Here is a 14,004-nt window from a genome sequence, read left to right as displayed (position 1 = left end):
TGGACAGTACGGTACAATATTTACAATGGATGAGAAAAACTAACACCAGTGCTTTCAACGCGAATTCTGGATTAAGGAAGGAAGAAAGTATAGGAAATAGAAGGCTTTTTGGATTTGATGGAATAGGAAATGAGAGTAGAAAAGATATGAACCAAAAAATTAACAGGGGATCTATGGCGAGTGTGTTCAATTTCTAGTCTATTTTTTAGGTAACCAAAAACAGTCTCAATGATAGACCTTTTTCTCAGTAAAATCTTCTCATTTAGCGAAATCAATGCATTTTTCATACGCGAATTCTGGATTAAAGGAGAATAGAAAAGGCAAGAAAACAGGGTAAACTCAGCAGTTATAAAAAAACAGATGAGGTTAACCATGGAAGATATAACAAACTGTTTTGTTTGGTCGATGATTTTTGCAGAGATATAGAGAAAAATTTTGCAGGTAAACTACTGCCAAATGGTAAAAAACCCACAAGAACAATGGAAATTGAGCACTCCGAAATCATGACAATAATCCTGCTATATCAACAATCTCCGTGTAAAAATTTCAAAACTTTCTATCTACATTACCTAACGTTGCTCTACAAATCAGAGTTTCCAAAGTTGCCTTCATATACCAGGTTTGTTGCTCTAAAGCCTAGGGTTTTGTGGCATTTAGCAATGTTGTTGCATTGGCTTTGTGGACAGTCAGAAAACACTGGAATTTCATATATAGACACAACTCCCATTGCAGTTTGTCATGCAAAAAGAATATCCAAAAACAAAGTTTTTGCTGGAATTGCAAAATTAAGCAAGAGTACTTACGGCTGGTTTTTTGGTTTCAAATTACATATGGTAATCAATGAAAATGGTGAAATTCATTCACTTACGCTAACAAAAGGCAATGTTGATGATAGGATACCTGTGCCAAATCTGACGGAAAAATTAACCGGCCTTTTGTTTGGTGACAAAGGTTATATTGCAAAAGAGCTTTTTCAGAAGCTGTTTGACCGAGGTTTGAAACTTGTTACCAAGGTGAAAAAAGGTATGAAAAATGCATTGATTTCGCTAAATGAGAAGATTTTACTGAGAAAAAGGTCTATCATTGAGACTGTTTTTGGTTACCTAAAAAATAGACTAGAAATTGAACACACTCGCCATAGATCCCCTGTTAATTTTTTGGTTCATATCTTTTCTACTCTCATTTCCTATTCCATCAAATCCAAAAAGCCTTCTATTTCCTATACTTTCTTCCTTCCTTAATCCAGAATTCGCGTGATTACCATATGTAATTTGAAACCAAAAAACCAGCCGTAAGTACTCTTGCTTAATTTTGCAATTCCAGCAAAAACTTTGTTTTTGGATATTCTTTTTGCATGACAAACTGCAATGGGAGTTGTGTCTATATATGAAATTCCAGTGTTTTCTGACTGTCCACAAAGCCAATGCAACAACATTGCTAAATGCCACAAAACCCTAGGCTTTAGAGCAACAAACCTGGTATATGAAGGCAACTTTGGAAACTCTGATTTGTAGAGCAACGTTAGGTAATGTAGATAGAAAGTTTTGAAATTTTTACACGGAGATTGTTGATATAGCAGGATTATTGTCATGATTTCGGAGTGCTCAATTTCCGTTGTTCTTGTGGGTTTTTTACCATTTGGCAGTAGTTTACCTGCAAAATTTTTCTCTATATCTCTGCAAAAATCATCGACCAAACAAAACAGTTTGTTATATCTTCCATGGTTAACCTCATCTGTTTTTTTATAACTGCTGAGTTTACCCTGTTTTCTTGCCTTTTCTATTCTCCTTTAATCCAGAATTCGCGTTTTCAGGGTCAGGGACTTTGGCCCCAACCCTAATAAAACACTTGGGTGGCTTAGGACGGTGGATTAGGTACAAACCGCTTATACAAAAATTTCTTCTTGCAAGAGTTTCTTGATCTTAGGAAAATCTATCTTAGAACTTAGAAGACAGTTATCACTAATTTTTTGATTACTAAAGAACTTGTGAAGTAAGCGTACTATTTCCTCAGGAGAACCTGATTGTACTTGCTCCTTCTCCTCAGGAGGAAGAACTGAGCACACTTGCTCTTTTGCTTCAGGAGAAGAAAGAAGTGAACACAGCCCCTCACTATCAACATAAAGTATGTGTAGTAACTTCTCGTACCCAGGAGGAAAAAAGTTGGCGTCTAGCTTCTTCCTCATCTCAGGAGAAAGAACTTTGCGTAGTTCCTGCCTCTGGCTAGAGGTAAGAGATGCTTGCCTCTTTGGTCCACCTGGCACACCTCTATGCGTAGAAGAAGCCGGGTTTTTGAGTAGATTTTGAGCAGAATTTAATAATTCACTAAGCATATTTCCAAGTTTAACACCTATTGACAGGTCCTGCTGAGATGAATCACTAAACTCTTCAGTAAGCGGCGGTGACTGTCCCCGCTCAAGCGACCCTAAACCACTATCTACAGAAATTTTAGAACTACGGTCCCCGGGCATGTTTAGTTTGCCTACGGTACCTTGTGACGGGAGTTCTGTAATACTATCATTTAATTCAGTAGGCTTGTTTTCGGTATGTACTTCAGTAACAGGAGTCACTTTTAAGGATCGACTTTTTACTATTTCAATTGGGAGTGAAGGAGATCGTGTAGACAAAGGTAGTTCTTCAGTTACAGGAGTTACAGGAGCACTTACACTTGAAGATATCGAACACACCGAACTACGTTCTCTGTTATTTCGCCTAAGAGAAGGTAGCACATTGCCTTTTAGTTTTGACCACATACTACCTGTAGACGAATTACTACACAAAGGACCACCCCCATGTTTCTTCGGAGATTCACTCTCTTGTGACTTTGCTTCAGAACACTCATCACTACTTTCTCGATCACTTTCATCAGTAACTTGCTGTTTTTCAGGTTTCATGCTACAAATGTTCTCCGTATCTTCTGGAGGATCTGCAAAAATCCCAAGATTTGAGGATATTGAATCATTCCTTGTCGTAAGAAAAGAAGTCGATGGTGGCAAAGACCAAGAACTACTCCCTGTTAGCATATTTTTACCAGCGCCTCTCGATGATGAAGGTTCACTCTGTGACCATAACGAGAATCCTGCACTTGAAGCCGGTGATGACCAATGGTTCATTGGCTGACTAGTCCATGTTGACATACCTTTATTAGCATCTTTCGATGATGAAGGTTCACTCTGTAACCGTAACGAGGATCCTGGGATACTACCACTAGCTGCTGCAGCACCTAGATTTCCCCCTTTAGATGGCCCTGAAACACCATAACTAACTGCAATAGAATTCAGCTGCGGCAATGGCGGAAATCCTTTACTCGTTCCAGCTGAATTTACATGATTGTGCAGTGGACGTCCTTCTTTTTCCGTTTCTGATCCTTGCTCTGACTCTCGCCTGGGAGAATCCTTTAATGCTTCATCTTGACTCCGCGTGGGAGACTCCCATTCTATATCTGACAGTTCAGTCGATGGCCCTGGACCACCACTTGAAGAACCAGAATCCTTAGGTTTCGGAGGTGACTCACCAATACCACTATCTATGCTTCTTCTTTGGTTGGGCGGTGTTCTTATTCCACTCGGTCCTGCATGCATAGGAGAATTGAATGGCGACTGCGCAGGCGACAATGCTTGAAAACGAAGCTCAGGGTCAATGGACAGTTCATGGTCTTTATTGATTACAGAACTTTCTATTATTTTAGTTATCACACAGTGAGAAATGTACGGATTGGAAAAGTTTATGCTATACATTCCACTACTTTCATTTATTGATAATTTTCCCTGAGTTCTACCATAAAGATCATAAAATACAGCACAATTAAATGTACAATTTAGTTCAAGAGCTTCTTCATTTGTCAATATCCGCTTTTCTTCGCCATCTAATACAAGAGGTATAAGAATTGAGGCTTCTTCTTTACCTAAAGGGGAAGCACATACAAAGCCATATATTGTCACTCCTGTCGATTGACCAATAGATTCTATTATCATATCTTTAAATAACTTCACTTTATGATTAGCACTACTGTCAACTCCAAGATACATACCTACAAGCCATGCCTTATACCGCGTTACACTATCAATAAAACGAGCGTCATCAAAAACATCTTTGATATATACACTATTGCCTTTAACCTCCAGGAGCTTCTTAGGAACATTTTCATATCTTTCTCTCATCCTTGATAAAAACTCACTCTCAAATTTCTTACGTGATTCTTTATTAGGAAATTTAGAATGACACAAATATTTTTCTTTGTTAAATGAGTTAGTAACTATGCTACAAGTTGGCATATCTTCTAGAATATCTTTTTTAAGTGAAGAAGCCAAATGAGACTTCAAATTAAAAATTACACCCTTATCTATAGGTGCTAGAAACTCAATCCTACCTTGCTCATCTTGAGACCACTTTCCTTTACTGATGTTAAACGGAAAAGATTTAATATTAAAAATTAAATTAGCTGTATTTGACACTACCTCATCCGTATCTCCTTCTTCAATACCGTAGAACTCACCTACTATCTTCCTTTGTATACTGTCCAGATATCTTCTACACTGATACCTACCCATACCTTTATCAAATGAGACTACGATACAGTTCTCCCCGTACCTGCTTTGCAGCGTAAAATTAGTTTTAACTGTATTACGAGCATAATTATGTACATTAAAAGCACTAACCAATGCTCTTACTGTTTCTCTATTAGGCATACCAACCTCCCCATTTTTAAATTACAACAACTACCCTTTAACTTAACGTTTCATAGAACTACCAGGTTCGTTTTTTTTCTGCTCAGACTGACGCCTCCTTTCTTCTACTCTTCTGGCTGCGTCACTATGGTCATCATACCTCATTCCTGTTGCTCCCCGCACTATACCACCACCTGGTGCTGTATTCTCACGTTTCCACTTTTCAGCATCAAAACCTTTTTTATCATTACCACTATACATATTGCCTCCTAAGTAAAAATATTATGTAATTAATATACTAAAAATAAAATTAAGTGCAAGCACTTTTTTATATTTTTTTTCAAAAAATTTTATTCACTCTTTTTCATAAAACACAAATTTCAAGATTCCAGCGTCACGCGCTACCCTTTCTTGTCATCCCAGTGCCCAGACACTGGGATGGCTTTGTTGCATAGCAACGAAAAAATCTGGTGGCTACTGACAAAATTCATTATAAATAACCATTTAACTGTTGAAGAAAAAACATGCCACAGAAAATGAAAGTCAGTAACCAAAACGAATATAACAAATTCCTTGAAAAAAGGGGAAATATTTTTCGTTACATCGATGAAGCTATCGAAAATTGGTATGAAAATAGTCCAAAAATGCAGGGCGGCAACTATATTTACAGTGATAAAGTCGTAATTTTGGTGCATATAATTGTCAATCTTTTTAACGCGAATTCTGGATTAAGGAAGGAAGAAAGTATAGGAAATAGAAGGCTTTTTGGATTTGATGGAATAGGAAATGAGAGTAGAAAAGATATGAACCAAAAAATTAACAGGGGATCTATGGCGAGTGTGTTCAATTTCTAGTCTATTTTTTAGGTAACCAAAAACAGTCTCAATGATAGACCTTTTTCTCAGTAAAATCTTCTCATTTAGCGAAATCAATGCATTTTTCATACCTTTTTTCACCTTGGTAACAAGTTTCAAACCTCGGTCAAACAGCTTCTGAAAAAGCTCTTTTGCAATATAACCTTTGTCACCAAACAAAAGGCCGGTTAATTTTTCCGTCAGATTTGGCACAGGTATCCTATCATCAACATTGCCTTTTGTTAGCGTAAGTGAATGAATTTCACCATTTTCATTGATTACCATATGTAATTTGAAACCAAAAAACCAGCCGTAAGTACTCTTGCTTAATTTTGCAATTCCAGCAAAAACTTTGTTTTTGGATATTCTTTTTGCATGACAAACTGCAATGGGAGTTGTGTCTATATATGAAATTCCAGTGTTTTCTGACTGTCCACAAAGCCAATGCAACAACATTGCTAAATGCCACAAAACCCTAGGCTTTAGAGCAACAAACCTGGTATATGAAGGCAACTTTGGAAACTCTGATTTGTAGAGCAACGTTAGGTAATGTAGATAGAAAGTTTTGAAATTTTTACACGGAGATTGTTGATATAGCAGGATTATTGTCATGATTTCGGAGTGCTCAATTTCCGTTGTTCTTGTGGGTTTTTTGCCATTTGGCAGTAGTTTACCTGCAAAATTTTTCTCTATATCTCTGCAAAAATCATCGACCAAACAAAACAGTTTGTTATATCTTCCATGGTTAACCTCATCTGTTTTTTTATAACTGCTGAGTTTACCCTGTTTTCTTGCCTTTTCTATTCTCCTTTAATCCAGAATTCGCGTTTATAACAAGAACGGTCAGTGAATACCTAAATTTGAGTAAAAGAAATTTCACTACCACTCACTAATCCGGCTAAAATTCAAGAATTTCAATGCTTTAGCTATTTTCAATAGAATTAAGTTTATTAATATAAATAATAAATTACTATTCTTAAATTTGATCAGATTGATTGCAAAAAAACAAGATTTTCAATAGGTTGCTTATAATCCTAACTATAGTTAGCCTTTCATAAGTAGCGATGCAACAAAGCCATTCCAGTGTCACGCACTACCCTTTTTTGTCATCTAAGTATTAGCTATCCCACTATGGTGTCTTTCCTACTGACTGACCTTCTGCACATTTCTCAACTTTTATATCATTAGTCAATACTTTTGGTGATTGAGCATTACTCACAGAACCTTCATTCTCAGCACCTTTCCAAGTACCCATGTTAGTAAAATCAAATCCACAATCAGCAACAGAACTTTTAACGGATTGCTCTGAAGCCTTTCTGTCAGACATAGATTTTGGGATAGGTTGGCTCGAAGCTTTTCTGTTAGGAACAGAACTCTTAACATCTGAAATTCCTCCCTCAGAAACAAATTCTTGAGCAGATTTATTTAAAGTCTCTCTGTAGGTACTATTGTTATTTTGCTTTGTCATTTCTCTCCAACCACTATTGCATCCTTGAACATTCTCATCTCGTACCTGCCCCGTCTCCGTTGCAGGCTTTGGAGCAGTTGTACGTCCATCTTCCTTCGGCTGTTCCACTTTTTTACCTTCTTCCACTTTTGGTTTTGTTTCTTTTATCTCGCGGATCTCCTCCTTTATAACCTCTTTAGGCATTAGTTCTTTCAGAGAATTCGATAAAAGATCACGCTCTGGTTTGCTCAGAGGAATTGGCCTTACAAATCCGGGTGAAACTTCAAAAAGGGAAACTGGCACTTTAGGTTTTTCTCTTTCATCTACCTTTATTTCTACGTCTTTATGAACTTCTTTATTTTCTTCCTTTAATGATGTTTTTTCTGCTTTTTTATCTTCTTTTTCTGTAGATGCCTCTACCGCAGCCGCCAACTCAACTCCAAACATCTCTGCGAACATTGTAACAATCCATCCGACAACGGCCATTTGTAACCTGAGTTTCAGATCTTGCAATGCAGTTAACCTTTCTAACACCCTTGCAAACTCTTCTTCTGATAACTCACCACTGCCTAATTTCTCCTGCAATTCTTTTATCTCTTTGTCCAATCTCTGATCGAAACTTAAATCGCGTGCAAAAATCTTCTTGATTAACTCCTTAAGCTTGTCACGCATAAATTTAATTATCGAAAGAAGCCAATTTTTTTCTTTCTTCTCCTTGAGCATTTGGTAGATTTTCGGATCATCTACATTTACTTCAAAAAGGTTGAAGAGAGGTTCAAAGAAACTCCAGGAATCTCCGAGTACTCTTTCTCTTTCACCATTGAAGTAATCTTCATCATCTTCTTCGATATGTAGCTCTGCTTGAGATGATATTTCATCGATACAACTAGAGGCCTGACGTTCACACTCGAGCCTTCTGAGCAAATCTTGTCTGGCAAGCTCCTCTATGGCTGCTTTTAGTTCGTTTAGCTTCTGCTCCGCAGAGAAATCTTGCTCCCTGATTTTTCCTTGGAAGATTGAGCTACCGTTTTTGTTATTATCTGAAAAATTTTTCATTGTTTTTGTCCCCTCAATAAAATTACTGCCTTTGTTCTTACCTAGAAAGCTTTCTACCATTTTTACTCCCTTCATAAAACTTAATAATTTAATTTTACAGCACTAAACATTTAAGAACTATTAATGTAAAGATGTAAATAATTTTATTGATATGTTTACACTATATATATTATATCATACGCCATTTAACCTTTCAATAATATTCTTGCTGCTTTTTCAAGCTCTAACGCGAATTCTGGATTAAGGAAGGAAGAAAGTATAGGAAATAGAAGGCTTTTTGGATTTGATGGAATAGGAAATGAGAGTAGAAAAGATATGAACCAAAAAATTAACAGGGGATCTATGGCGAGTGTGTTCAATTTCTAGTCTATTTTTTAGGTAACCAAAAACAGTCTCAATGATAGACCTTTTTCTCAGTAAAATCTTCTCATTTAGCGAAATCAATGCATTTTTCATACCTTTTTTCACCTTGGTAACAAGTTTCAAACCTCGGTCAAACAGCTTCTGAAAAAGCTCTTTTGCAATATAACCTTTGTCACCAAACAAAAGGCCGGTTAATTTTTCCGTCAGATTTGGCACAGGTATCCTATCATCAACATTGCCTTTTGTTAGCGTAAGTGAATGAATTTCACCATTTTCATTGATTACCATATGTAATTTGAAACCAAAAAACCAGCCGTAAGTACTCTTGCTTAATTTTGCAATTCCAGCAAAAACTTTGTTTTTGGATATTCTTTTTGCATGACAAACTGCAATGGGAGTTGTGTCTATATATGAAATTCCAGTGTTTTCTGACTGTCCACAAAGCCAATGCAACAACATTGCTAAATGCCACAAAACCCTAGGCTTTAGAGCAACAAACCTGGTATATGAAGGCAACTTTGGAAACTCTGATTTGTAGAGCAACGTTAGGTAATGTAGATAGAAAGTTTTGAAATTTTTACACGGAGATTGTTGATATAGCAGGATTATTGTCATGATTTCGGAGTGCTCAATTTCCGTTGTTCTTGTGGGTTTTTTACCATTTGGCAGTAGTTTACCTGCAAAATTTTTCTCTATATCTCTGCAAAAATCATCGACCAAACAAAACAGTTTGTTATATCTTCCATGGTTAACCTCATCTATTAATCCAGAATTCGCGTTTATGAATAAATGAAATTAGGCTTTTGTTTAGTTGCTTACAAGCTCCACTTAATAAATTCTTTGCATTACTTTCTGCCACCCAAGTAACTGACACTGGTTCTTTTTTTCTGGTTACTTGCTGAAATGATGCCGGTTCTTTACTAAACTTCTCACTCAATTCTAAAACTGAATTCCAAGTTCCAACATCCAACCAATCGAAATTAGCTTCTATCATTGCAACGTTTTTTGCTTTTTCCATTACCAAGTAATCAATAGATATGCCTTCAATTCCTGCAAAATCTCGTTGTTTTAAATATAGAAATCTCTCTTGCGGTGTGAAATGTTTCACACTTGCAAAACATGAATTGTAAAGATTCGGGGCAGATTTTTTGATCTCATCTATGTAGCGTTTTGCTTTAAATACAAATATTCCAGAGTTCCAATAATGATCGTTACTTAACTTACGCTCGGGTTTTTCTGTAAAATCTTTCACTATATGACATTTTTCTTTCTGATCATATACTGCATTTATATAGCCGTATTCAGAATTGAATTCATGAGGCTTAACCCCAAAAGTTACTATAGAGTTAGTTTCAGAGGCTGACTTAGACGCTTTCTCAATAGAAGCATAAAAATTATTTAAATCGCCTATGAAATGATCTGAAGGCAGAATTAACATTGTCTCGTTTTCATTGCAGAGAAGTGCAGCAATTAATATTGCCGCTGCTGTTCCAATTTTCACTGGTTCGAAAATCACTTTATATTCTTGCAGCGCATGCAACTCCTTCTTCACTAACGACTCGTACTGTATATTTGTGGTAATTATGGGTGGCATATAACTACTTTTTAGCCTCAACAAAGTGTTGTGAAACATAGTGTTCTGACTAAATATTTTCTGAAATTGCTTTGGCTTAGATAAAGGCCAAAGTCTACTGCCACTACCACCACACAATATTACAGGACGCATTTAGTTAAGATATTAATTATTTAATTAATATCTTATACCGAGGGCAAAATGCATGCAAGTTTTTGTTGTGGAATAGTTAAGATAGAGAGTAGATATTCAGCAGAGTAATGGCTAACTAGCGAGAAGATGATTGAATTCTTTCATCTTGCAATGAATTTCGTTTGCTTAGTACTTTATCAGCATGGTTGCTCAATTTCTCCTGAGCAATAGCCTTTTTTCTAGACTCAGCTATGCTTTCATTATTTAAGCTTTTTCCAACACCTGGTTCTCTAGATTTATCTATACTTTCACTACTTTTATTTGACGGCTTCTCCAAGCCTTTTTCAATACCTGGCCTTCTAGCGTCAAGCTCATCCCACGTACCCATAATTGTATCGAGATTAGGGCGCTTTTCTTTTTGTTCTGCTTCTCTTTCTCCACCTTTAATAACATTAAAGTCACTTTTTGCTTCTTCCCAACATCCTTTCAATTGGTGTTTCCACATAGTAAAGTAAGCATCACCATATTTTTTCTCATTTGCTACAAACAATAAAATTGGAGCCTTAAGTATTGTAGCTACCATATTTACTGAATTCTTCACTGCCATCGCAGGGGTGAACAAAAGATAGCCAAAAGACTTTGCAATTGGGTTTTGTTTGCTTATTAAATGCTCCCCTAACTTTATAGGAAGAGAAGTCAACAATTTAGTACAAACTTTAGCCAAGCTTGCAACGAAAATAATAGGAACAGATATAAGACTTTTATCTAGCTCCAAGTTATTATTCTGATCTCTAATTTCTGAAAAATGGGTGCTTAGCTTCTTGTAATCACTAGTGTATAGTAATTTTCCATTTCTTCCTTTTTCATCAACAACTTCCTGAACTTTACCTTCTTTATTTTTTACCTCTTTAGTTAGCACAGAAGAGTTAGTTAATTCAAACGGATATTGAGAATCCTTAGTTTTTTCAGCTTCAAAAATTGGAATATGTTTTTCAAGATCGATTTTTAAAAACCCAAATGGTTTATAATATTTACTATAATAACTACGATTGCTACTGCGAAACTCGCGTGCATCTTTATCTGGGGCAACTAAAAAGTTAATAGTGAAGTAGTGAAATTTTACACTTTTCTCTTTACTTCCAGTTCTTTCAACAGGAGCTAAATCAAAACTTGGTTGTCTTCCATCTTTGTCTTCCTCGCCATATAAAAGTTTATATATAGTCTCATCCTTGCTATTCTTAGCTTCTATAATTTTCCCAGATTTTACAATTTCATCGTAATTTTTTGGGTACTGACATTTCCTTCTATCATACGTAATTACCTTTCTAAGGTCTTTTACATAAGTTGTGCTAGGCTCAGATGAAGTAAATAGGCTCCTTACTCCTAGCGTAAGACTTGCAAGCATATTGTTAAACCAGAATCACTATAACTTAATAATAAAATGAGTATGTTAATAATATGTTAACACAGAACCGGTGATTTTACAAGAAAATATGCCTGTAGAAGATAAAGATTGTAAAAGCAAGGACTATATAAGTAATGCTTGATAAGTACTTTATGCATGTAATTGTAAAAATCCTTAGAGATACGCTGTGTATATAATCTTCACACACTACCTGCATTCCAAGAACTGCGTGACAAAAAATGCAAAACAACAATACAACAAAAAATAAAAGCTCTAAAGGGTGATTAATAAATTTTTCACTAAAAGACAAAGAGCTATCAGTATAAAATGCGCAAGAAAATGAATAGATAAACCAAGGAAACAGGAATAGTAAAATTACCGCAGAAACACGCTGGACCCACCAATGATGTACTGAATTTCCAGATTGACTCATATAAACATAAATAAAAAAGCCATAGTAGAAAGAAGTAGCGTTACTGTCAGCAGTATAGCACTCCTTGAAACGCCAGTAATTTCTAAATTAAGCCCAACATCCCACAATAAATGACGAATACCATTAAGAAAATGGTATACAAAACTTATAAAACATAAGACATAAGCTAATTTAGCAACAGGAGTGAATAATAATGCATTTAAGTACCTTACTATAAGTAACTCAGGAAAGTAAACATGTAATATGAAATACCAAGAAAGTATCATTAATAAAAGGAATAGCAAGATACCAGTCAATCTGTGCATAATAGAGAAAAAACTAGTAACTTGTACTTTATATATTTGTAAATGTGGAGAAAGAGGTCTATCACTCATAAAATTCCGTTATCGGGAAATTAAAATAAAGTAGAAGTAAAGACAGCAGTATAGCACATAACAACACCATCATTAAAAATGGTAAGTTATGTGCAAAGCCTAAGGAGGTAATCCAGCTGCAGATTCCCCTACTGCTACCTTGTTACGACTTCACCCCAGTCACCGATCCCACTTTAAATAACTCCCTCCTTGCGGTTAGGTCGTTAGCTTCGAGTGAAACCAATTCCCATGGCGTGACGGGCAGTGTGTACAAGACCCGAGAACGTATTCACCGTGGCGTGCTGATCCACGATTACTAGCGATTCCAACTTCATGCACTCGAGTTGCAGAGTACAATTCGAACTGAGATGGCTTTTAAGGGATTGGCTTAGCCTCGCGACTTTGCAGCCCATTGTAGCCACCATTGTAGCACGTGTGTAGCCCACTCCATAAGGGCCATGATGACTTGACATCATCCCCACCTTCCTCCAGTTTATCACTGGCAGTTTCCTTAAAGTCCCCAGCATTACCTGATGGTAACTAAGGATGAGGGTTGCGCTCGTTGCGGGACTTAACCCAACATCTCACGACACGAGCTGACGACAGCCATGCAACACCTGTGTGAAACCCGGCCGAACCGACCCTATCCCTTCGAATAGGTATAATTTCCATGTCAAGGAGTGGTAAGGTTTTTCGCGTTGCATCGAATTAAACCACATACTCCACCGCTTGTGCGGGTCCCCGTCAATTCCTTTGAGTTTTAATCTTGCGACCGTAGTCCCCAGGCGGAATGTTTAACGCGTTAGCTGTAATACAGAAAGTAAACTTCCCATATTTAACATTCATCGTTTACAGCGTGGACTACCAGGGTATCTAATCCTGTTTGCTCCCCACGCCTTCGCGCATCAGCGTCAGATTTGAACCAGATAGACGCCTTCGCCACTGGTGTTCCTCCTAATATTTACGAATTTCACCTCTACACTAGGAATTCCTCTATCCTCTTTCAATCTCTAGACTAGCAGTTTTAAAAGCAATTCCAAGGTTGAGCCTTGGGATTTCACTTTTAACTTACTAATCCGCCTACGCGCCCTTTACGCCCAATGATTCCGAATAACGCTAGCCCTCTCCGTATTACCGCGGCTGCTGGCACGGAGTTAGCCAGGACTTCTTCTGTGAGTACCGTCATTATCTTCCTCACTAAAAGAGCTTTACAACCCAAAGGCCTTCTTCACTCATGCAGCATGGCTGGATCAGGCTTTCGCCCATTGTCCAATATTCCCCACTGCTGCCTCCCGTAGGAGTCTGGACCGTATCTCAGTTCCAGTGTGGCTGATCATCCTCTCAGATCAGCTATAGATCATTGCCTTGGTAGGCTATTACTCCACCAACTAGCTAATCTAATATAGGCTCATCTAATAGCAATAAATTTTTCCCCCGTAGGGCGTATACGGTATTAGTTGCCGTTTCCAACAATTATTCCGTACTACTAGGTAGATTCCTATACATTACTCACCCGTCTGCCACTAAGTTATATCATAGCAAGCTACAATATAACTCCGTTCGACTTGCATGTGTTAGGCCTGCCGCCAGCGTTCATTCTGAGCCAGGATCAAACTCTCAAATTTAGACTTCAACCTATAAAAGGTTGAGGGTACATCGGATAAATCCGATAAAAAATAATTTAGCTTAATACTGCTGTCTTTATTTCTACTTTAGAAATAT

9 protein-coding genes, 1 rRNA gene and 2 pseudogenes are annotated in these 14,004 nt (G+C 37.0%); 1 reads left to right on the top strand and 11 read right to left on the bottom strand.

Annotated elements, in window-relative coordinates; genetic code table 11:
- Positions 1 to 71: 71 nt before the first annotated feature.
- Positions 72 to 287, bottom strand: a pseudogene (locus AAGD95_RS02235) (transposase); the annotation flags it as partial.
- A gap of 102 nt (positions 288 to 389) precedes the next feature.
- Here AAGD95_RS02235 and AAGD95_RS02230 point away from each other — a divergent pair.
- Positions 390 to 1,241 carry an IS982 family transposase gene (locus tag AAGD95_RS02230; RefSeq protein ID WP_410542089.1) on the top strand — a complete coding sequence of 284 codons (852 nt, stop codon included), beginning with the start codon at positions 390 to 392 and terminating at the stop codon, positions 1,239 to 1,241.
- Between the two features lie 5 nt (positions 1,242 to 1,246).
- On the opposite strand, the pseudogene AAGD95_RS02225 reads toward AAGD95_RS02230, so the two are convergent.
- From AAGD95_RS02225 to AAGD95_RS02180, 10 genes and pseudogenes are all read right to left on the bottom strand, one after another.
- Positions 1,247 to 1,705: pseudogene (locus AAGD95_RS02225) on the bottom strand (transposase); the annotation flags it as partial.
- 180 nt (positions 1,706 to 1,885) lie between these two features.
- Complete coding sequence (locus AAGD95_RS02220; protein WP_341818722.1) at positions 1,886 to 4,660, bottom strand: hypothetical protein; 2,775 nt, start codon at positions 4,658 to 4,660, stop codon at positions 1,886 to 1,888.
- A 734-nt stretch (positions 4,661 to 5,394) separates the two neighbouring features.
- A complete protein-coding gene (locus tag AAGD95_RS02215; protein WP_410542088.1) occupies positions 5,395 to 6,246 on the bottom strand; it encodes an IS982 family transposase in 852 nt (283 codons plus the stop codon).
- 403 nt (positions 6,247 to 6,649) lie between these two features.
- Complete coding sequence (locus AAGD95_RS02210) at positions 6,650 to 8,083, bottom strand: hypothetical protein (protein WP_410542087.1); 1,434 nt, start codon at positions 8,081 to 8,083, stop codon at positions 6,650 to 6,652.
- A 180-nt stretch (positions 8,084 to 8,263) separates the two neighbouring features.
- Positions 8,264 to 9,148, bottom strand: coding sequence for an IS982 family transposase (locus AAGD95_RS02205; RefSeq protein ID WP_410542086.1), 885 nt, complete (start codon positions 9,146 to 9,148; stop codon positions 8,264 to 8,266).
- Positions 9,141 to 10,112, bottom strand: a complete 972-nt coding sequence (locus AAGD95_RS02200) for a mannose-1-phosphate guanylyltransferase (protein ID WP_341818720.1) — start codon at positions 10,110 to 10,112, stop codon at positions 9,141 to 9,143. Before AAGD95_RS02200 ends, AAGD95_RS02205 begins: the two co-directional genes overlap by 8 nt.
- 115 nt (positions 10,113 to 10,227) lie before the next feature.
- Positions 10,228 to 11,496, bottom strand: a complete 1,269-nt coding sequence (locus tag AAGD95_RS02195) for a hypothetical protein (RefSeq protein WP_341818719.1) — start codon at positions 11,494 to 11,496, stop codon at positions 10,228 to 10,230.
- Positions 11,497 to 11,572: 76 nt separating this feature from the next.
- Positions 11,573 to 11,929, bottom strand: a complete 357-nt coding sequence (gene sdhD / locus AAGD95_RS02190; RefSeq protein WP_341818718.1) for a succinate dehydrogenase, hydrophobic membrane anchor protein — start codon at positions 11,927 to 11,929, stop codon at positions 11,573 to 11,575.
- On the bottom strand, positions 11,926 to 12,303 hold the full coding sequence (gene sdhC / locus AAGD95_RS02185; RefSeq protein ID WP_010963112.1) for a succinate dehydrogenase, cytochrome b556 subunit: 378 nt from the start codon (positions 12,301 to 12,303) through the stop codon (positions 11,926 to 11,928). The genes sdhD and sdhC overlap by 4 nt, the downstream gene beginning before the upstream one ends.
- 100 nt (positions 12,304 to 12,403) lie before the next feature.
- Positions 12,404 to 13,907, bottom strand: a 16S ribosomal RNA gene (locus AAGD95_RS02180).
- Between the last annotated feature and the right edge of the window lie 97 nt (positions 13,908 to 14,004).

This window comes from Wolbachia endosymbiont (group B) of Ennomos erosarius, from assembly GCF_964026905.1.
Taxonomy (GTDB): Bacteria; Pseudomonadota; Alphaproteobacteria; order Rickettsiales; family Anaplasmataceae; genus Wolbachia.
Note: the sequence above shows the minus strand (reverse complement) of the source record. Positions and strands in the feature narration are given on the sequence as shown.